This window comes from Achromobacter xylosoxidans A8, from assembly GCF_000165835.1.
In the GTDB taxonomy this organism is placed as follows: Bacteria; Pseudomonadota; Gammaproteobacteria; order Burkholderiales; family Burkholderiaceae_B; genus Achromobacter; species Achromobacter xylosoxidans_B.
In genome coordinates, this window is record NC_014640.1 from 5,436,326 (window position 1) to 5,454,723 (window position 18,398).

General features: G+C 67.0%; 20 protein-coding genes. 7 read left to right on the plus strand and 13 right to left on the minus strand.

The features are described from left to right. Positions 1-766: 766 nt before the first annotated feature. Complete coding sequence (locus AXYL_RS25065; RefSeq protein ID WP_013395674.1) at positions 767-1,648, minus strand: phosphoribosylaminoimidazolesuccinocarboxamide synthase; 882 nt, start codon at positions 1,646-1,648, stop codon at positions 767-769. Between the two features lie 264 nt (positions 1,649-1,912). Between AXYL_RS25065 and AXYL_RS25070 the strand changes: the two genes are divergently transcribed. After that, a complete protein-coding gene (locus AXYL_RS25070) occupies positions 1,913-2,368 on the plus strand; it encodes a GFA family protein (RefSeq protein ID WP_013395675.1) in 456 nt (151 codons plus the stop codon). A 100-nt stretch (positions 2,369-2,468) separates the two neighbouring features. Here the strand turns inward: AXYL_RS25070 and fba are convergent, their stop codons facing one another. Together fba and AXYL_RS25080 are read right to left on the minus strand one after the other, a co-directional pair. Then, positions 2,469-3,533: a class II fructose-bisphosphate aldolase gene (gene fba / locus AXYL_RS25075; protein WP_013395676.1), complete on the minus strand. Its 1,065-nt coding sequence runs from the start codon at positions 3,531-3,533 to the stop codon at positions 2,469-2,471. 210 nt (positions 3,534-3,743) lie between these two features. Continuing rightward, on the minus strand, positions 3,744-4,643 hold the full coding sequence (locus tag AXYL_RS25080; RefSeq protein WP_013395677.1) for an SMP-30/gluconolactonase/LRE family protein: 900 nt from the start codon (positions 4,641-4,643) through the stop codon (positions 3,744-3,746). A gap of 359 nt (positions 4,644-5,002) precedes the next feature. Here AXYL_RS25080 and AXYL_RS25085 point away from each other — a divergent pair, with 359 nt between their 5' ends. After that, a complete protein-coding gene (locus tag AXYL_RS25085; protein WP_041656100.1) occupies positions 5,003-6,301 on the plus strand; it encodes a dicarboxylate/amino acid:cation symporter in 1,299 nt (432 codons plus the stop codon). A 149-nt stretch (positions 6,302-6,450) separates the two neighbouring features. Then, complete coding sequence (locus AXYL_RS25090) at positions 6,451-6,840, plus strand: hypothetical protein (RefSeq protein ID WP_041656102.1); 390 nt, start codon at positions 6,451-6,453, stop codon at positions 6,838-6,840. A gap of 13 nt (positions 6,841-6,853) precedes the next feature. On the opposite strand, the gene AXYL_RS25095 is transcribed toward AXYL_RS25090, so the two are convergent. The 9 genes from AXYL_RS25095 to phnG all read right to left on the minus strand — a co-directional run bounded on the left by AXYL_RS25095 (position 6,854) and on the right by phnG (position 13,782). Then, positions 6,854-7,288: a hypothetical protein gene (locus tag AXYL_RS25095; protein WP_013395680.1), complete on the minus strand. Its 435-nt coding sequence runs from the start codon at positions 7,286-7,288 to the stop codon at positions 6,854-6,856. A 136-nt stretch (positions 7,289-7,424) separates the two neighbouring features. Continuing rightward, positions 7,425-7,967: an MOSC domain-containing protein gene (locus AXYL_RS25100; protein ID WP_041656106.1), complete on the minus strand. Its 543-nt coding sequence runs from the start codon at positions 7,965-7,967 to the stop codon at positions 7,425-7,427. Between the two features lie 21 nt (positions 7,968-7,988). Continuing rightward, positions 7,989-9,188: an alpha-D-ribose 1-methylphosphonate 5-triphosphate diphosphatase gene (locus tag AXYL_RS25105; protein WP_013395682.1), complete on the minus strand. Its 1,200-nt coding sequence runs from the start codon at positions 9,186-9,188 to the stop codon at positions 7,989-7,991. Next, positions 9,188-9,910: a phosphonate C-P lyase system protein PhnL gene (gene phnL, locus AXYL_RS25110; RefSeq protein WP_013395683.1), complete on the minus strand. Its 723-nt coding sequence runs from the start codon at positions 9,908-9,910 to the stop codon at positions 9,188-9,190. The genes AXYL_RS25105 and phnL overlap by 1 nt, the downstream gene beginning before the upstream one ends. Positions 9,911-9,912: 2 nt before the next feature. Further along, positions 9,913-10,689, minus strand: coding sequence for a phosphonate C-P lyase system protein PhnK (phnK, locus tag AXYL_RS25115; RefSeq protein ID WP_013395684.1), 777 nt, complete (start codon positions 10,687-10,689; stop codon positions 9,913-9,915). Beyond that, the gene (locus AXYL_RS25120) at positions 10,686-11,579 is read right to left on the minus strand and encodes an alpha-D-ribose 1-methylphosphonate 5-phosphate C-P-lyase PhnJ (protein ID WP_013395685.1); all 894 of its coding nucleotides are present in this window, start codon (positions 11,577-11,579) and stop codon (positions 10,686-10,688) included. The genes phnK and AXYL_RS25120 overlap by 4 nt, the downstream gene beginning before the upstream one ends. After that, entirely contained in the window at positions 11,576-12,691 is a 1,116-nt protein-coding gene (locus AXYL_RS25125; RefSeq protein ID WP_013395686.1) for a carbon-phosphorus lyase complex subunit PhnI, read from the minus strand. Before AXYL_RS25125 ends, AXYL_RS25120 begins: the two co-directional genes overlap by 4 nt. Position 12,692: 1 nt before the next feature. After that, a complete protein-coding gene (gene phnH, locus AXYL_RS25130) occupies positions 12,693-13,310 on the minus strand; it encodes a phosphonate C-P lyase system protein PhnH (protein WP_013395687.1) in 618 nt (205 codons plus the stop codon). A 1-nt stretch (position 13,311) separates the two neighbouring features. After that, a complete protein-coding gene (phnG, locus tag AXYL_RS25135; RefSeq protein ID WP_013395688.1) occupies positions 13,312-13,782 on the minus strand; it encodes a phosphonate C-P lyase system protein PhnG in 471 nt (156 codons plus the stop codon). 184 nt (positions 13,783-13,966) lie between these two features. Between phnG and phnF the strand changes: the two genes are divergently transcribed. The 4 genes from phnF to phnN all read left to right on the plus strand — a co-directional run bounded on the left by phnF (position 13,967) and on the right by phnN (position 17,313). Further along, a complete protein-coding gene (phnF, locus tag AXYL_RS25140) occupies positions 13,967-14,689 on the plus strand; it encodes a phosphonate metabolism transcriptional regulator PhnF (protein WP_013395689.1) in 723 nt (240 codons plus the stop codon). A 103-nt stretch (positions 14,690-14,792) separates the two neighbouring features. Continuing rightward, positions 14,793-15,992 carry an alpha-D-ribose 1-methylphosphonate 5-triphosphate diphosphatase gene (locus AXYL_RS25145; RefSeq protein WP_013395690.1) on the plus strand — a complete coding sequence of 400 codons (1,200 nt, stop codon included), beginning with the start codon at positions 14,793-14,795 and terminating at the stop codon, positions 15,990-15,992. 2 nt (positions 15,993-15,994) lie between these two features. Beyond that, complete coding sequence (locus AXYL_RS25150; protein ID WP_013395691.1) at positions 15,995-16,738, plus strand: DUF1045 domain-containing protein; 744 nt, start codon at positions 15,995-15,997, stop codon at positions 16,736-16,738. After that, positions 16,735-17,313: a phosphonate metabolism protein/1,5-bisphosphokinase (PRPP-forming) PhnN gene (phnN, locus tag AXYL_RS25155; protein ID WP_013395692.1), complete on the plus strand. Its 579-nt coding sequence runs from the start codon at positions 16,735-16,737 to the stop codon at positions 17,311-17,313. Before AXYL_RS25150 ends, phnN begins: the two co-directional genes overlap by 4 nt. Positions 17,314-17,322: 9 nt before the next feature. Here the strand turns inward: phnN and AXYL_RS25160 are convergent, their stop codons facing one another. Beyond that, positions 17,323-18,294 carry a LysR family transcriptional regulator gene (locus AXYL_RS25160; RefSeq protein WP_013395693.1) on the minus strand — a complete coding sequence of 324 codons (972 nt, stop codon included), beginning with the start codon at positions 18,292-18,294 and terminating at the stop codon, positions 17,323-17,325. Positions 18,295-18,398: the final 104 nt, after the last annotated feature.

Consider the following 18,398-nt stretch of genomic DNA (forward strand, 5'->3'; position numbering starts at 1 on the left):
GCCTGGAATTATAACGTCACAATTCGCAATAAATCTTATCGAAAGCCCTGATAACACTTGCAGGGCAGGTGCTTTCGGGGCGAAAAAACCCGCTCCATCTGAACCGCCCCCTGGAAGTTGGACGTCAATCCAACTTCCAGGGAGCGGAGCGGCAGGGCTTCGAGCTTGCGGATGTCGGGGTTCTTAAGCCGCCGAGGCTGCCCTGCGCCATTCCGATGCTCGCCCCGGTGGGGCTGCGCTTCGGATGGCTCCGGGGTCCTCGGCTGACAGTCGCCCAATATGTTGGTTTTGGACCTCGTTCATGGGCAGATGCCGTGAGCCGGTGGCCGGGCGGAGGGATCCGAAGCGCAGCCCCACTGGGGCGAGCATCGGAATCCCGCAGTCCGGACGGCGGCGACTCAAGAACCCCGCCTCACAAAGCCGAAGTGCGGAACGGCAGGGCTTCGAGCTTGCGGATGTCGGGGTTCTTCAGCCGCCGAGGCTGCCCTGCGCCATTCCGATGCTCGCCCGGCGGGGCTGCGCTTCGGATGGCTCCGGGGTCCTCGGCTGGAAATTGCCAATGCGTTGGTTCGGACCCGTTCATGGGCAGATGCCGTGAGCCGGTGGCCGGGCGGAGGGATCCGAAGCGCAGCCCACCGGGCGAGCATCGGAATCCCGCAGTCCGGACGCCGGCGACTCAAGAACCCCGCCCCACAAAACCGAAGTGCGATCCGGATTTTCCAAATCCGGATCGCACTAGGAGCGGGCTTTCCTTGGCCGGCAGCGTTCAGGCGACCAGGCGGTCCAGGGCTTCGCGGTACTTGGCGGCGGTCTTTTCCAGCACGTCCTGCGGCAGGCGCGGCGCGGGCGGGGTCTTGTCCCAGGTCTGGGTTTCCAGCCAGTCGCGCACGAACTGCTTGTCGAACGAGGGCGGGCTGATGCCCACGCGGTAGCCGTCGGCCGGCCAGAAACGCGAAGAATCGGGCGTCAGCACTTCGTCCATCAGGTACAGCGTGCCATCGTCGTCCAGGCCGAATTCGAACTTGGTGTCGGCGATGATGATGCCCTTGGTAGCCGCGAACTTGGCGGCTTCGGCGTACAGCTTGAGAGTCACGTCGCGGATGCGCTCGGCCATTTCCTGACCGACTTCCTTGACCACGTGGGCGAAGTCCACGTTCTCGTCGTGCATGCCGAATTCGGCCTTGGCGGCGGGCGTGAAAATGGGTTCGGGCAACTGGCTGGCCTGCTGCAGGCCGGCGGGCAGCTTGATGCCGCAGACGGCGCCGGTGGCCTGATAGTCCTTCCAGCCGGAGCCGATCAGGTAGCCGCGGGCCACCGCTTCCACCAGGATGGGCTTCAAGCGCTTGACCACCACGGCGCGGCCGCGCACCTGGTCGACTTCATCCGGCGCCACCACGTCTTCGGCCTTGATGCCGGTGGAGTGGTTCGGCAGGATGTGGGCCAGCTTCTGCAGCCAGAACTCGGTCAGTTCGGTCAGCACCTGCCCCTTGCCGGGGATCGGGTCGTCAAGAATCACGTCGAAAGCGGAGATACGATCCGACGCGACGATCAGCAACTTGTCGTCGCCCACCGCGTACATGTCGCGCACCTTACCGCGGCCCAGCAGCGGCAAGGACTTGATGCTGGATTGATGCAAAGCAGAAGTCACGGGAATGGCCTATGGCAATAATGAAGATTCCCGCCACGGGCAGGCGCCAGGGCGGGAAGTAGAACGGAATCCGGGAACCGCGGGCAAGGCCGGCGCAGCGCGCGCGGGTCTTGCGAAGGGCATAGGTTACTGCAAATGGACAGGTTTTGCCGGGCCTCCCCTCGACGCCGCCCGGTGGCCGGGTTAGGCTCTGGCCTCCTATATGATGCGCGCCGGCCGCCTCTGGCGTCACGGCGCTGACCCCAAGCCCGGAGACAGAGTCGTATGCAGGATGCTTCCCCCAAACGCAGCGCCCACGCCGACGCGCAAGTGCACCTGACAGGCGGTTGCCAGTGCGGCGCCGTCCGCTACGCCATCACCGATGAACCCATCACGGCGGCGACCTGTCATTGCCGGGACTGCCAGTATTCCAGCGGCGGCGCCCCGGCCCATGCATTGATCTTCCCGACTGGCTCCATCACGCTGTTGCGCGGCAGTCCCAAGGAGCACCGCTACCGCGGCGAATCCGGCCATACCGTCATGCGCAGCTTCTGTACGGACTGCGGCACCCCGCTGTTCGGCAATTCGGCGGGCATGGGCTATGACATCGTGCGGGCCGGCTCGCTGGACGATCCGGAGGCGTTCCACGCCCGCGCCAGCCTCTGGACCGACTCGGCCCCATCCTGGCATCACGTGGACCGCAGCGTGCCGCACTTCCCCCGAAATTCGCCTGCGCCATAGTCCGTGGCGCAGAAAAAAAGAGCGGTCCGCCTGGGCGGACCGCTCTTTTATTGCACTTGGGCGCCGGACGCCCTTGGCGTCACGCGCCTGCTGCGGATGCTTATTGCACCACTTGAGCCAGCTTGCCCGACGCGTATTGCGCGGCGATCTCGGTCAGCGGCAGCGCCTTGATCTTGCTGGCGTTGCCGGCGGTGCCGAACTCGGTGTAGCGAGCCACACAGATCGCCTTGGCGGCGGCGCGGGCCGGCTTCAGATATTCGCGCGGATCGAACTTTTCCGGATTTTCGGCGAAGAAGCGGCGGATCGCGCCGGTCATGGCCAGACGGATATCGGTGTCGATATTGATCTTGCGCACGCCGTACTTGATGGCTTCCTGGATTTCCTCGACGGGCACGCCGTAGGTTTCCTTCATGTTGCCGCCGAATTCGCGGATCTCGGCCAGCAGTTCCTGCGGCACGCTGGAGCTGCCATGCATCACCAGGTGGGTGTTGGGCAGGCGGGCGTGGATTTCCTTGATGCGGGAGATCGACAGGATGTCGCCGGTGGGCTTGCGCGTGAACTTGTAGGCGCCGTGGCTGGTGCCGATGGCGATGGCCAGGGCGTCCAGCTGGGTGCGGCGCACGAAGTCGGCGGCTTGTTCCGGGTCGGTCAGCAGCTGGTCCATGGTCAGCTTGCCGTCGGCGCCGTGGCCGTCTTCCTTGTCGCCTTCCATGGTTTCCAGGGAACCCAGGCAGCCCAGTTCGCCTTCGACCGTCACGCCCAGCTTGTGGGCGGTGTCCACGACCTTCTTGGTCACTTCCACGTTGTAGTCGTAGTCGGCGATGGTCTTGCCGTCTTCCTTGAGCGAACCGTCCATCATGACGCTGGAGAAGCCCAGGTCGATGGCGCCTTGGCAGATCTTGGGCGACTGGCCGTGGTCCTGGTGCATGACCACGGGGATGTGCGGATAGGTTTCCACGGCGGCCTGGATCAGGTACTTCAGGAAGCCTTCGCCCGCGTACTTGCGCGCGCCGGCCGAGGCTTGCATGATCACCGGGCTGTCGGTCTCCGCAGCGGCTTCCATGATGGCCTGGACCTGTTCCAGGTTGTTGACGTTGAAAGCGGGAATGCCGTAACCGTGCTCGGCGGCGTGGTCGAGCAACTGGCGCATGGAGACTAGGGCCATGAGTGGTCCTCCTAAGTACTGTCTATTGAAAGATGGTTGAAGCCTTGCTGAATGGCGTGATTTTACGGGGGATTCGACGAAAGGTCTTGCAACCGCCCGTATCCGGTCCATTCAGATGAGCACGAAAGGCTCAGGCCGGCCTGCAACTCCCCCGAAGGACCGAGGGCGCGGCGGAGCCGCCAGGGCTCCGCGGCAAGGCGCTGGCCTATTTCAAGGCCGCCCGGCGTGGGGGACATCCACCCGCGTCATCAGGATCCGGCCTTCGTGCCTGGCGCGCCGGTTGGCTTCGATGAAATCGGGCGCGGCGGCCATGAACAGGGTCCGGCCGTCCGCTCCACCCAGGGCGGCGGCGAAAATGCCGAATTCTCCGGTGTCGATCTGCTCCAGGATCTTGCCGCCGCGTGCCACGCGCACGATGCGCTTGCCGATGGCGTCGGCCACCCACAAGGCCCCCTCCGCGTCCAGCGCGCCACCGTCGGGCCCGATGGCGGAAGCCGCAATCAGCACGCCCAGGTCGCCGCTGGCCGGCAAGGGGCCGAAATCGGCCCAGTCGCGGCGCGGACCCAGGCCGCCGTCGGCCAGGATGTCGAACTCGGAAATGCGGTTGCCGAAGGTTTCGTTGACGATCATGGTCTTGCCGTCCGGCGTGATGAACGAGCCATTGGGAAAGCACAGGCCATCGGCCACCTTCCGCACGGAACCGTCGGGATCGACGCGCACGATGCCGGTATTGCGGACCGGCTCGCCGGCCATCAGGTCAAAACCGAAATTGCCCACGTAGGCCCTGCCCTGCGCGTCCACGACCATGTCGTTGACCGGCCCGCCCGTCAGCGCCGACAGGTCGGCGTGCACGGCCAGCGCGCCGTCGGCCTCGCGGCGCAGGAGCTTGCGGTCCTTCATGGACGCGATCAGCAGGCGGCCGTCCGGCAGCCAGCCCAACCCGGACGGCTGTTGCGGCACCTGGCAGATCTGCTCGACCTTGCCGCCCAGGTCCACGGCGATGACCTGCTCGGTGTAGAAGTCCGACGCCCACAAGCGGTTCTCGTGCCAGCGCAGCCCCTCCAGATAGGTGTATCCGGACGCCAGCACGGACAATTCGCGTTTCGGCATTGCCTGGTCTCCTTGTGCGGCCCCAACGCGGGGGCCTGTTGTTCGCGTCGCCCGGCCACGCTCTTGCGGGTGCCGGGACTGGACCATTCTGGCATGGCGGCGGGCGATAGTGCAGCGGTGCCAAATTGATACAACTTCGGTATCGCCCGCCTTGCGCCGCCGCCCCAAGAAAACCGCCTCATCCGTCCCCGACCTGACAACTGCGCGTCAGGTGCGTGGCGTTAAGATCGCGCCCCAAGGGTAAACCCGAGCCTCGCGGCCAGCCCTGGCATTCCGTCTCCGGATCCTCTTGCCCGCCTCCATGCCGGCGCGCCCGCCTTCCCGGGCCAGGCAAACGATCCCCGTTTTCCGTTTTGATCATGAACACTAAGAAGCTGACGCGTTATATCGGCATCGCCATGGTGCTGGGCATCGTGGTGGGCTATTTCTGCCACAGGTACGCGCAGAACGAGAAGGAGGCGGCGCAAATTGCCTCGTACTTCAGTCTCATCACCGACATCTTCCTGCGCATGATCAAGATGATCATCGCGCCGCTGGTCTTCGCCACCCTGGTGACCGGCCTGGCCAGCATGAGCGACGCCAGCGCCGTGGGCCGCATCGGCATGCGCGCCATGGTCTGGTTCATCGCCGCCTCGGCGCTGTCGCTGCTGCTGGGCCTGGCGCTGGTCAACATCTTCCAGCCCGGCGCGCACATGAACCTGGCGCTGCCGGACGCGGGCCTGACTTCGGGCCTGAAGACCGGCGATTTCACGCTCAAGGCCTTCATCACGCACGTGTTCCCGCGCAGCATTGCCGAAGCCATGGCCAACAACGAGATCCTGCAGATCCTGGTGTTCTCGCTGTTCTTCGGCGCCGCCCTGTCCTTCATCCGCGGCAAGGGCCACAACACCATCTACAACCTGATCGACGAGCTGGCCAAGATCATGTTCCGGGTGACGGACTACGTGATGCGCTTCGCGCCCATCGGCGTGTTCGCCGCCATGGCCGCCGCCATCACCACCGAGGGCCTGGGCGTGCTGGTCAGCTACGGCAAGCTGATAGGCGAGTTCTACCTGGGACTGGCGCTGCTGTGGGCCATCCTGTTCGGCGTGGGCTACCTGTTCCTGGGCAAGTCCACCTTCCGCCTGGGCGGCCTGATCAAGGAACCCACGCTGCTGGCGTTCTCCACGGCCAGCAGCGAATCGGCCTACCCCAAGACCATCGAAGCGCTGACCCGCTTTGGCGTGCCCAAGCGCATCTCGGGCTTCGTCCTGCCGCTGGGCTACTCCTTCAACCTTGACGGCTCGATGATGTACCAGTCCTTCGCGGTGCTGTTCATCGCCCAGGCCTACAACATCCAGATGAGCTTTACGCAGCAGCTGACCCTGCTGCTGGTGCTGATGGTGACCAGCAAAGGCATGGCCGGCGTGGCGCGCGCCTCGCTCGTGGTGGTCGCGGCGACGCTGCCTATGTTCCATCTGCCCGAAGCCGGCCTGCTGCTGATCATGGGCATCGACCAGTTCTTCGACATGGGCCGCACGGCCACCAACGTGGTCGGCAACAGCCTGGCCACCGCCGTCATTTCCAAGCTGGAAGGCAATCGCGAGGACGCGGCTGAAAGCGAGCCCGCCGTTGCGGATAAAGCCCGCCCGGACCAGACCGCGAGCCAGAACGCCTGAGGCAACAGGCAATGAAAAACGGGCCGCATGGCCCGTTTTTTTTATGGCTTGCGCCAGCTTGACCGGCGCCATGGCCGGGAGCAACATAGAAACCCTTCGCTCCCGATCCCGGCGCGGCGCGCATGGGCGCCACGCTCAGTTCTCATGCCATGAAACGCTTAAGCCTGCGCTGCGCCCTGGCGGCCGCGGCCCTGATGTCCGCCGCTCCCGCCTCATACGCCTGGACCCGCATTTCCTGCGAGTTAGGCGGTACCGTGGCCAACCTGCCGGTTCTGATGCGTCAGTTCCGCACCGATGGCACGGAACTGACGCAGCTGATGTTCAGGCTGAAGGTCAGGAACGCGGACATACCCGAAGGCGCCCGCGCCGATACCGATTGCACCGAATTCGTCGGCCGCGAGATCGACGTAGTGCTTGAGAACATCGCCGCCGACACCGTGCGCAAGGGCAAGTCCCTGAAGATGCTCTACCGCTACGACGATTCGCTGGGGCAAAGCCAGGCGACCAAGTTCGAACTGGAGCGCCAGCAACGGCCCTAGGGCCTGTACCCCTTTAGTCGTTGACCGAGCACGAGACGGGCGCGCCGTCCTCGAATTCCACGTCGTAGGTATGCACCGGGTCCCAGGGCAGCGTGAACCACAGCTCGTAGCCGTCGCCGTCTTCGTCGAACAGCCACAGCGCGCGCAGCACGGCGTGTTGGGCCATGGCTTCGGCGGTTTCTTCCTGGGGCAGCTGGTTGTCGTCCAGGCCGAGCTTCTTGTAGTGCTCGTAGGAATAGTTTTCCAGCAGCAACTCGGCTGCGGCCAGGATCTGGTCGTCGAGGTCGTCGATGATGGCCTTGACCACCTTGGACGCGCTGCTGTCGGGTTCTTCGCCGTCAGTCTGGACCATCACGTGAATGGGCGGACGGCCCTTGCCGGCGGCGACGTTCTCCGCGGCCCACAGATCGGGCTCCTCGGGATCCTGGGTGAAATTGAATCGTGCCATCGCGAACTCCGGAAAAAGGGCCAGCGCGCCGCGGAAATCGCGGCCGCGCCTTCCCGCCATTTAACCAGATGCGCGGCCTCCCGGCTGCGCCTGCCGGCGATGTTTTTGCGACAGACTGCCCTTGCCTCTGCGGATATCAGACGCGCTCCAGCGGCAGATGCGGCAAGTCCGGCAGCGCCACGCGGATCGGATCGCCCGCGCTCACCGCCCCGCCTTCGATCACGACCCCCATGATGCCGGCGCGGCGCATCAGGCTGCCGTCCGGATGGCGGCCCAAAACGGCGGCGGTCAGGCCCTGCTGGTAGTTGTCGAGCTGCGAGCAAGGATTGCGCAGGCCGGTGATCTCGACCACCGCGTCCACGCCGATATGCAGGCGCGCCCCGCGCGGCAGGCCCAGCAGATCGATGCCGCGGGTGGTGATGTTCTCGCCCATGGTGCCTTCGGCCACGTTGAAGCCGGCCAATTGCAGTTCATCATGCAGCTCGCCGTGGATCAGATGGACCTGCCGCAGATTGGGCTGGGTGGGGTCTGCCTTGACGCGCGAACGGTGCTTGACCGTCACGCCCAGGTGGGCGTCGCCTTCCACCCCCAACCCCTTCAACAGCATGATCGCCGGCACGACCGGCTTGCTGAACCCGTGCACGGGGCTGCAAGCCACGGCGATCACGATGGGTTGCATCATCTCTCTCCAGTATCCGGATCAGGCCGTCACGGCCTGCGCCTCGGGTGTACGCTGCTCGCCCGCGCGCACGGGCGGATAGTGCGCCGAGAATACCAGCCGTCCCGCCGACCAGGTATGGCTGATCAGCGGTTGCGCGCCCACTTGCGCCACCGCCACCAGGTCCGCGCGCTGGCCCGGCGCGATGCGCCCGCGGTCGGACAGGCCGCAAGCCTGCGCCGGGTTCAGCGTGACCAGCGCAATCGCCTGCGGCAGCGTCAGGTCGGTTTGCGCGGCCACCGTGAACGCGGCGGCGATCAGCGCGGACGGCTGGTAGTCCGAACACAGGCAGCTGGCCACGCCCGCGCGGATGGCGTCGATGGCGCGCATCGAGCCGCTCTGGCTCTGGCCGCGCAGCACATTGGGCGCGCCCAGGATGGTGGGCAGGCCGCAGGACACCGCGGCACGCGCGGTATCCAGGGTGATCGGGAACTCGCTCATGGCCACGCCCAGGTTGCGCATGGTGGCGATGCGCTGGATCGAATCATCGTCATGGCTGGCGGTGGGGATGCCCAGTCCTTGCGCATGCGACAGCAGCGCCTCCACCCGCGTCACCGCCCCGTCCTTGGCGCGCGTCTTGGCCTGCGCGGCTTCTTCGGCCTGCTCGCGGCTCATGGCGTGGTTGCCCATCATGTATTGCAGATAGGACTCCAGCGTCTTGAACTGCCCCTGGCCGGGCGAATGGTCCATGACCGACAGCAGGTCCACCGCGCCCTCGTCCATCAGCGCGCGCAACACCTCCACCGAGGTGGCGTCGGTGACTTCATAGCGGCAATGGACGCGGTTGTCGACCAGGCTGTGCTGGCGGAAGGCGCGCACGGTGCGCACCACTTCCGCCGCGGTCTGGTTGTTGCGCACGCCCCATTCGCTGTTGGCGAAGGACAGCGCGTGATACGGCGTGGTGATGCCGGCCGCGGCATTGCGGCGGTCGACCTGGGCCACCGCGAAATCCAGCGGAAACAGCACCCGCGAACGCGGCTCGGCTTCCTTTTCGATGGCGTCGCAATGCAGATCGATCAGCCCCGGCAGCAAGGTCTGGCCGCAGAGATCGATCTCGCGGTCCGCGCGCGCGCCGGCAGGTTCGATGGCGACGATGCGACCATCGTCGATCAGCACGGCGCTGTCCTCCAGGACGCGGTCCTGCAGCACCACGCGGGCATGGGTGAGATAGGTGCTTTGCATCATTGCTCCAGGTCGGCCAGGGCGGGTTGGGCGGGACGCAAGGCCAGCGTCTGCGTGGCGACAGCGTCGCGCACTTCGGCATCGTGGAAGATGCCCAGCAGGCAACGGCCCTCGGCCATGGCCTCGCGGATCAGCGCGATCACGACCTGGCGGTTGTCGGCGTCCAGCGACGCGGTGGGCTCGTCCAGCAACAGGATGGGATGGCGGGCAATGAAGCCGCGCGCAATGTTCACGCGCTGCTGCTCGCCGCCCGAAAAGGTGGCGGGCGCCAGCCCCCACAGGCGCGGCGGCACGTTCAGGCGCTGCAGCAGGGTCGCGGCGCGGGAGCAGGCCTCGTCGGCGTCCACCCCCGCCGCACGCAGGGGTTCGGCCACCACGTCCAGCGCCGACACGCGTGGAATCACGCGCAGGAACTGGCTGACGTAGCCGATGACCTCGCGGCGCAGAGCCAGGATGCGCTGCTCGGGCGCGCCGGCCAGCTCCACCCATGCATCATTCCAGCGCACCCGGATGCTGCCCTCGGTGGCCAGATAGTTGCCGTAGAGGCAGCGCAGCAAGGTGCTCTTGCCGGTGCCGGACGGCCCCGCCAGCACCAGGCAATCGCCGGCGGCCGCATCGAAGTCGACCGACTCCAGCACGGGCAGGCGCATGCCGCCCTGGTTATGCAGGGTGAACATCTTTCCGAGGCCCCGCACCTCGATCATGGGAGTCTTTTCAGGCATGCTCAGCTCTGCAAAATGGAAGACACCAGCAACTGGGTGTAGGGATGCTGCGGATCGTCGAGGATCTGGTCGGTCAGGCCGCTTTCGACCACCTCGCCGCCGCGCATGACCAAGGTCCGGTGCGCCAGCAGGCGCGCCACGGCCAGATCATGGGTCACGACGATGGCGGCCAGGCCCAGGTCGGCCACCAGCTGGCGCAACAGGTCCAGCAGGCGCGCCTGCACCGACACGTCGAGCGAGGCGGTGGGCTCGTCCATGAACACCAGGCGCGGATGGGTCACCAGGTTGCGGGCGATCTGCAGGCGTTGCTGCATGCCGCCCGAGAACGAGGTGGGCCTGTCGTCCAGCCGGCCCGCGTCGATCTCCATCTTCTGCAGCCAGTTGCCCGCGGCCTGGCGCAGATCGCCATAGTGGCGATCGCCCACGGCCATCAGCCGCTCCGCGATGTTGGCGCCGGCGCTGACCTGCATGCGCAGGCCGTCCCTGGCGTTCTGCCGCACGAAGCCCCAATCGGTGCGCGACAGCAGGCGCAGGCGCGCTCCCGGCAACGCGGCCAGGTCGGTAAAGCCCTGGTCGCGAGTGTCGTACCAGACACTGCCCGCGTCCGGCCGGGTCTGGTACGACACGGCCGACAGCAGCGTGCTCTTGCCCGAGCCGGACTCGCCGACCACGCACAGTACTTCGCCGGGATACAGATCGAAGTTGACGTTGCGGCAGCCATGCACGCCGTCCCAGGTGCGCGTCATGTTGCGCACCGAAAGCAAAGGTTGGGCGTTCATGCCGCGGCCTCCTGGTTGGATTGTTGCGCGCCCTGCCGCGCCTGGCGGTCGTTGCAGTACTCGGTGTCGGAGCAGACGAAGCGGCGCGTGCCGGCGTCGTCCAGGATGATTTCGTCCAGATAGCTCTCGCGCGATCCGCACAGGTCGCAGCATTCGCTCCAGGTCTCCACGCGGAACGGATGGTCCTCGAAGTCCAGGCTTTTCACCGAGGTATAGGGCGGCACCGCGTAGACCCGCTTTTCGCGGCCCGCGCCGAACAGCATCAGCGCCGGGCTGCCATCCAGCTTGGGGTTGTCGAACTTGGGGATGGGCGAAGGCCGCATCATGTAGCGGCCGTTCACGATGACCGGATAGTCGTAGGTGGTGGCGATGTGGCCATGCTGGGCGATGTCTTCGTACAGCTTGACGTGCATGCCGCCGTATTCCGCCAGCGCGTGCATGGTGCGCGTCTCGGTTTCGCTGGGTTCCAGCCAGCGCAGCGGCTCGGGGATGGGCACCTGGAACACCATGATCTGCCCTTCCGCCAGCTGCGTCTCGGGGATGCGGTGGCGGGTCTGCACGATGGTGGCCGCGGGCGTGGACTCCGTCGTCGCCACGCCCGTGACGCGGCCGAAGAAGCGGCGGATGTTGATGGCGTTGGTGGTGTCGTCCGAGCCCTGGTCGATCACCTTGAGCACGTCGCGGGCGCCAATGATGGACGCCGTGACCTGGATGCCGCCGGTGCCCCAGCCATAGGGCAGCGGCATTTCGCGGCTGCCGAAGGGCACCTGGTAGCCGGGGATGGCGACGGCCTTGAGCAAGGCCCGGCGCAGCATGCGCTTGGTGGATTCGTCCAGGTAGGCGAAGTTGTAGTGGTCGTCGCGTTCGACCGTTGCGTGTTGCGTAGTCATGGGGAAACCGCCTCGTCCATCAGATCGGTGCGCGCGGCCTCGGGCGCGGCGCGTTCGGCGCGCATGCGCCGCAACAGTTCCAGATTGGCCTGGAAGTCCACGTAATGCGGCAGCTTCAAGTGCTGCACGAAGCCCGAGGCTTCGACGTTGTCGCTGTGGTAGAGCACGAACTCGTGGTCGTTGGCCGGGGAGTCGGCACGCTCGCCCAGGTCGCGCGCCTTGAGCGCGCGGTCCACCAGCGCCATCGACATGACCTTGCGTTCGCCGTAACCGAAGGTCAGCCCGTAGCCCCGGGTGAACTTCGGGCCTTCCTCAGCGCTGCCGGCGAACTGGCTCACCATCTGGCATTCGGTGATCTCGATCTCGCCCACGGTGACGGCGAATCCCAGTTCCTCGATATGCATTTCCACCTCCAGCGCGCCGTAGCGGATCTCGGCCGCGAAGGGGTGGGTGTTGCCGTAGCCGCGCTGGGTCGAATAGCCCATGGACAGCAGAAAGCCTTCATCGGCGCGCGCCAGGTTCTGCAGGCGGGCCGCGCGCGAGGCCGGAAAATCCAGCGGCTGGCGGGTCAGGTCGAAGGGTTCGGGATCGCCTTCCGGCACGGCTTCCGCGTCGATCAGGTCGTCGTGCGCCAGCAGGTCGGTGACGCGCGGCATGGCGCTGTCCAGGGCCTCGCCGCCCGGCGGCAAGGCGTCGGCCTCACGCTGCGCTTCCAGCGAAAAGTCCAGCAGGCGCTGGGTGTAGTCGTAGGTCGGCCCCAAGATCTGGCCGCCCGGGACATCCTTGAAGGTGGACGAGATGCGGCGCTGCAGGCGCATGCGGCCGGTGTCGATGGGCTGGGTGTAGCCGAAGCGCGACAAGGTGGTGCGATAGGCGCGCAGCAGGAACACGGCCTCGATCACGTCGCCCGCGGCCTGCTTGATGGCCAGCGCCGCCAGTTGCGGATCGTAGAGCGAGCCCTCGGCCATGACCCGCGACACCGCCAGCGGCATCTGTTCGCGGATCTGCTCCAGGCTCAGCTCGGGCACTTCGCGGTCGCCGCGCCGGTAGTCGTCCAGCATGCGGTAGGAATTGAGGATGGCGCGTTCGCCCCCTTTTACGGCTACGTACATGTCAGTTCTCCTTGCGCGTGCTGCGCGGCAGCGCGCAAATCCGCCGTTGCTGCGTCAGGAACACGTCGACGCCGAGCGGAAAGCGTTGATGATTGATGCGCCATTCGCGCCAGAAGCCTTCGGGCAGCCCGGCCACGCGCAGGACCTTTTGGCTCTGGATGCCCGGGCCGCTGAGGATGACGGGTTCTCCTTCCGACAGAGACTCGACTTCGATCAGCAAGGTGGTGGACAGATCGGGATAGGCCGGGTCGCCCTGGTGGCAGGACGACAGCGCCGGCGCCTTGCCGCCAGCGGGCACCGCGGCAAAGCGCGCCAACGACGGCGACGGCACGATGGGGCAGCCGCAATGAAAGCGCAGGAAGGCGATCGCGTCCGCGCTGACGCTCTCCGGCAGCCACAGCGGCGTGTCCACGTCCACCAGGGTCAGCAGCAGCGCGGTCATGGCGGGCGACAGACCGGCGGGCACGCCGGTTTCGGCCAGGATCTGGTTGATGCGCCCCGGATGGGCCAGCGCGTCGAGCGCGGCGCGGAACGTGGCCTGCGCGTCGCCGACCGGGTCCGCGAACCCCGGGAGCAGCGCCCGGCCCGAGGCCGCGGCGGCTTGTATCTGTTGTTGCATGTCAGTCCTCGCCTCGCACCATCGTGAAGAATTCCACCTTGGTCTGCGCCGCCACGCGGGCCTGGCGCTCGATCCGTTCCGCATGCAGGCGGGCCAGCGGCTGAATCAGCTGGGCCTGCACCGTGTCATGCCATTCCGGCAGTTGCAGCAATGCGTCGGCCACGGCGGCCTGTTCTGCGTGGCGCTGCGAGCGGCCTTGCACATAGGCGACGCCCACCACGCCCTCGTCCATCGTCACCGCGCAACGTGTCACGCTCATTTCGCCCAGATTGAAGCGGGCGCCGGTGCCGCCGCTGCGGGCGCGCACCATGGCCATGCCGGTCTGCGCCGGACGCAGCGTCCGGTGCTCGGGCTTGCCGGCCAGCGCGCAAAAGGCGCCGTCCAGCGCGGCCGGGTCGGCCAGCGCCAGCACGCGCATCCAGGCGGCGCGTTGCGCGCCCGCCGCATCCTGTCCTGTCTTGGGGTGATCCATTTTTTCCTCTAAACGTCTAGACGACTGGATGGAGTATGATCGCTTCGAAAACGAAGTTCAACAGCCTGGCGTGAATTTTTGATGACAGTTGCAGCCTGCCCGCAGCGCCTTTGCGGCGGCCGCCTCATGGTGCACAATCACTGCCATTCTTCATGAAGCTGATGTGACAGCACGAGCACACCCTATGGTCGAAAGAGGTTCCGGCATCGCCGTCTGGCGGCAAATCGGCGAAGCGCTTGCGGACGATATCCGCAACAAGCTCTATGCGGCAGGCGAACAGCTGCCGTCCGAGCCCGAGCTGGCCGCCAAGTTTTCCGTCAACCGCCACACCATCCGCCGCGCGATGGGCGAACTGGAACAAGGCGGCCTGGTCCGCATCGAGCAGGGCCGCGGCACCTTCGTCCAGGAACACGCGATCGACTACGCCATCGGCAAGCGCACGCGTTTTTCCGAGAACCTGCGCAGCCAGGGCATGCTGGGCCACCAGGAAGTCCTGGGCAGCCAGAGCCTGCGCGCGGGCGATATCGCCAAGCACCTGGGCCTGACCCGTACCGCGCCGCTGTTGCGCGTGCAGATCGTGGGCAAGGCCGAAAACCGCCCCATCAGCGTGTCGGAGCACTTCTTCGACGAAAAGCGTTTCCCTGATTTCGCGGAACGCCTGGCTTCCCTGCGCTCGATCTCCAAGGTCTACACCCACTACGGCATCGGCGACTACACGCGCAAGTGGTCGCGCATCACCGCCGCGCTGCCCACGCCCGAGATCGCCCGCCTGCTGGGCCAGCCCAAGACCCGCCCCATTCTTCAAGTAGAAGCCCTGAACGTAGACCAGCAAGGCGCGCCGCTGCAATACAGCGTCGCCCGCTTCGTCGGCGACATGGTGCAACTGATGGTGACGGACGACACCTGACATACAGGCGCCGCCTGCGCGCGCAGGCGGCGCGGAGCACTCATCCATACGGCTTAACTCATCTAGACATCTGGTTGTAATGCAATCCCGCTAACGTCACGCCATGAACACACACACGCACGCCCCCTCGCCCCTGGCCGGTGTCACAGGCCAACGCATCCTGACGCCGCGCGGCGTCGAGCAGGCCAGCCTGCGCTTCCATGGCGGACTGATCGAAGGCTCCGCCGCCGCGGCGCCGCGCGGCGCGCCCTGGTTCGATGCAGGCAATCTGCTGGTGCTGCCCGGCATCGTGGACCTGCACGGCGACGCCTTCGAACGCGCCGTCATGCCGCGGCCCAGTGTGACGTTTCCCTATGACAGCGCCTTGTTCGACGTGGACCGCCAACTGCTGGCCAACGGCATCACCACCGAATTCCACGGCGTCACGCTGTCCTGGGAAGGCGGCTTGCGCGGCGAGGCCTACGCCGAACGCATGTTCGACGCGCTGGAAAGAATGCGCCACCTGATGGGCGCGCGGCACTATGTGCACCTGCGCTTCGAAACGCACCACGTCGGCGGCCTGGAAACGGCCCAGCAATGGATACGCGACGGCCGCGTGCGCTTCCTGGCGCTGAACGACCACCTGCCCAGCATGGCGCGCCGCCTGGGCGACGAGCGCAAGCTGATGCAGTACGCCAACCGCGCCGAATGCGATCTCGACGTCTTCCAGGACCGCATCCGCGCCGCCATGTCGGCGGCCGATTCGGTGGCCGACGCTATGCGCGAACTGACCGCCTGCGCCCAGGAGTCCGGCCTGAAGGTAGCCTCGCACGACGATCCGGATGCCGCCACGCGCCGCTACTACCACCAGCTGGGCTGCGGCGTGGCGGAGTTTCCGCTGACCCGCGAAGCTGCCGGCGTGGCCCGCGACCTGGGCGATTCCGTGGTCTTCGGCGCGCCCAACGTCGTGCGCGGCGGCAGCCACACCGGCGCGCCCAGCGCCACTGACATGATCCGCGCCGGCCTCTGCGACATCCTGACGTCCGACTATTACTACCCTGCCCCGCTGGCCGCCGTGATGAAACTGGCCAACGACGGCGTGTTGCCGCTGGCGCAGGCCTGGGACCTGGTGTCGCTGAATCCGGCACGCGCCGCCGGCCTGAAGGACCGCGGCGCCCTGGCGCCCGGACTGATCGCCGATGCCATCGTGGTGGACGATCAGGTGCCGGGCCTGCCCCGCGTCTGCGCCGCGATCGTGGGCGGCGAACTGCGCTACGCCACGCGCGCATTCGGCGACGGCCACAGCCAGCGCATGGCGGCCTGACCATGCCGCTCGCACATCGCTACGCCCTCTACCTGGCGCCCACCGGCCCCTGGCGCGAACACGGCAGCCGCTGGCTGGGCCGTTGCGCCGACACCGGCGAAGCGCTGCCGCCGCTACCGGGGCAGGACGCGGACTCGCATGCCTGGACCACGGCGCCGCGCCACTATGGCTTGCACGCCACGCTCAAACCACCCTTCCGCCTGAACCCCGGCGTCAGTCCGCAGCAGCTCGACGCGGCCGCGCGCCAGCTGGCCGCTAACGGCAGCCCGTTCTCTCTGGAACTGGAGTGCGAGCCGCTGCGCGGCTTCCTGGCCTGGCGCATCGCCTCGTCCGACACGCAAGGCCAGGCGCGGATCCAGGCCTTGGCCGAGGCCGCCGTGCGCGACCTGGACCCTTTGCGCGCGCCGCCCACGGCCGACGAAACCGCCCGCCGCCAGCCGCAATCGCTGACTCCGGAGCAGCAATCCATGCTGGCGCGCTGGGGCTACCCCTATGTGTTCGAAACCTATGTTTTCCACATCACCCTGACCGGCAAGCTGGAAGGCAAGGCGCTGGCCCAGGCGCAGGCCGAAATCGCCGCCTTTGCAGACCCCTTGCGCGGGCAGGCCATGGCCGTGCCCGGCGTCAGCGTCTACGTGCAGCCTGCGCCGGGCGCGGACTTCGTCGCGGCGCGGCACTACGGCTTTGACGGCTCCAGCACCGACGCCGCGGGCGCCAGCTATCTGCAAGGACCGGCAGCGGCATGACCCCCTCCGTTCCCGCCGACGGCGCCCGGCTGATCTACCTGATGGGCGCGTCGGGCAGCGGCAAGGACACCTTGCTGCGCCTGCTGCGCGCGGAGTTGCGCGGCGACGAGCCCGTGCTGGTCGCGCATCGCTACATCACCCGCGACAGCGGCGATACCGAGGACGCGCTGCGCCTGACCGAAGACGAGTTCGGACGCCGCGCCGCCCTGGGCTGCTTCGCGTTGCGTTGGGCCAGCCATGGCTTGCAGTACGGGATCGGTATCGAGATAGACGCCTGGCTGTCCTGCGGCGCCGCGGTCATCATCAACGGTTCGCGCGCCCACCTGGAACAGGCGCACTCGCGCTACCCGGCCTTGACGGCGGTGGAAGTCACGGTCGACCCCGGCCAGCTCGCGCGCCGCCTGGCGGGACGCGGCCGCGAAAGCGCGGAACAGATCGCCCAGCGCCTGGCGCGCGCCACACAGCCTTTCCCCGTGCCTCTGCAGTGCCAACTGCTGCGTGTCAGCAACGACGCGGCGCCAGAGACGGCCGCCGCCACGCTGCTGGACATCGCGCGCGGCAAGCTGGCAGCGTAAGGGCGCGGTTCAGCGCCACTCGCCCGCGCCCTGAGCCCAGGGCGCGGCGGCATCGCCGCACAGATCCAGCAAGATGTCCGAAAAGCGCTCCTCGGCCGCCAGCGGCTGTTCGCGCTTGCGGCGGATCAGGTTGATCGGCGGCAACTCCCAGCCGAAATCCCAGGGCACCATGCCCAGCTTGCCGCGTTGGCAGAGTTCGCGCGCGATGTCTTCCGGCACCACCGAGATAAACGCCTCGTTCATGGTCAGCATGCCTTCGATCACATCGGTGGAGTACGCCTCCAGCACCGGCGACGGCGGCAGCAACTCGGCGCGGATGAAGTGCTCCACGATCAGTTGCCGCGTCGGCGTGTTGGCGGCCGGCAGCACCCAGTCCATCGCTGCCAACGCGGCCCAATCCGGTTCGCGCCGCGCCAGCCGCTGCGCGAGCCGGCCGTGCGCGATCAGGCGCGGCCGCTGGCGGTACAGCACGCGATGGATCAGGTCGTCCGGCGCAACGGTCGAGGTGGCGCGGCTGATGATGCAATCCAGTTCATGCCGGCGCAGCATCGGCACCAGATGGTCGGTGGTGGCGCGGTGCAGGCTGAGCGTGACGCCGTGGCGCTGGTGCAAACGGCTGATCGCCGCAGTGAGCAAGGCGCTGGACACGTAGGGCACCACGCCCACCTGCAGATGCGCGGAACGGCCGGCGTGCAAGGCCTCGACCTCGCGCGCCCACAGGTCCAGGTCGCTGAGCATGTGCCGCGCGCGCACCAGGGCCAGGTTGCCCAGCGGCGTGGCTTGCAGGCCGCGCCCGGTGCGCGTGAAAAGCGGCGCGCCGAAGATGTCCTCGATCTCCGTGAGCGCCTTGGTGACGGCGGGCTGGCTGATGCCCGCCGCGGCCGCCACGCGCGTCAGCGAGCCGTGCCGGGCGATCTCGATCAGCAACGTCAGGTGGCGATGCTTGAGACGGTTGGCGAGACGGGCGGCATCCCAGGTCACGATCTTTCCTATAACCAATTGGTTATTCAATTATGCCAACAAAGACAAAACCAGTTATTTCATGTCCCTATACTGCAAACACTCCCCTGCTGCCCGGACCGATC

Bases quoted from the DNA above. Each gene is read 5' to 3' on its own strand.
- fba (WP_013395676.1), bottom strand. From the start codon at position 3,533: ATGGCCCTAGTCTCCATGCGCCAGTTGCTCGACCACGCCGCCGAGCAC.
- AXYL_RS25105 (WP_013395682.1), bottom strand. From the start codon at position 9,188: ATGCAAAGCACCTATCTCACCCATGCCCGCGTGGTGCTGCAGGACCGC.
- phnH (WP_013395687.1), bottom strand. From the start codon at position 13,310: ATGCAACAACAGATACAAGCCGCCGCGGCCTCGGGCCGGGCGCTGCTC.
- AXYL_RS25070 (WP_013395675.1), top strand. From the start codon at position 1,913: ATGCAGGATGCTTCCCCCAAACGCAGCGCCCACGCCGACGCGCAAGTG.
- phnN (WP_013395692.1), top strand. From the start codon at position 16,735: ATGACCCCCTCCGTTCCCGCCGACGGCGCCCGGCTGATCTACCTGATG.
- AXYL_RS25080 (WP_013395677.1), bottom strand. From the start codon at position 4,643: ATGCCGAAACGCGAATTGTCCGTGCTGGCGTCCGGATACACCTATCTG.
- AXYL_RS25145 (WP_013395690.1), top strand. From the start codon at position 14,793: ATGAACACACACACGCACGCCCCCTCGCCCCTGGCCGGTGTCACAGGC.
- AXYL_RS25125 (WP_013395686.1), bottom strand. From the start codon at position 12,691: ATGTACGTAGCCGTAAAAGGGGGCGAACGCGCCATCCTCAATTCCTAC.
- phnL (WP_013395683.1), bottom strand. From the start codon at position 9,910: ATGCCTGAAAAGACTCCCATGATCGAGGTGCGGGGCCTCGGAAAGATG.
- AXYL_RS25090 (WP_041656102.1), top strand. From the start codon at position 6,451: ATGAAACGCTTAAGCCTGCGCTGCGCCCTGGCGGCCGCGGCCCTGATG.
- AXYL_RS25100 (WP_041656106.1), bottom strand. From the start codon at position 7,967: ATGCAACCCATCGTGATCGCCGTGGCTTGCAGCCCCGTGCACGGGTTC.
- phnG (WP_013395688.1), bottom strand. From the start codon at position 13,782: ATGGATCACCCCAAGACAGGACAGGATGCGGCGGGCGCGCAACGCGCC.
- AXYL_RS25120 (WP_013395685.1), bottom strand. From the start codon at position 11,579: ATGACTACGCAACACGCAACGGTCGAACGCGACGACCACTACAACTTC.
- phnF (WP_013395689.1), top strand. From the start codon at position 13,967: ATGGTCGAAAGAGGTTCCGGCATCGCCGTCTGGCGGCAAATCGGCGAA.
- AXYL_RS25095 (WP_013395680.1), bottom strand. From the start codon at position 7,288: ATGGCACGATTCAATTTCACCCAGGATCCCGAGGAGCCCGATCTGTGG.
- phnK (WP_013395684.1), bottom strand. From the start codon at position 10,689: ATGAACGCCCAACCTTTGCTTTCGGTGCGCAACATGACGCGCACCTGG.
- AXYL_RS25150 (WP_013395691.1), top strand. From the start codon at position 15,995: ATGCCGCTCGCACATCGCTACGCCCTCTACCTGGCGCCCACCGGCCCC.
- AXYL_RS25085 (WP_041656100.1), top strand. From the start codon at position 5,003: ATGAACACTAAGAAGCTGACGCGTTATATCGGCATCGCCATGGTGCTG.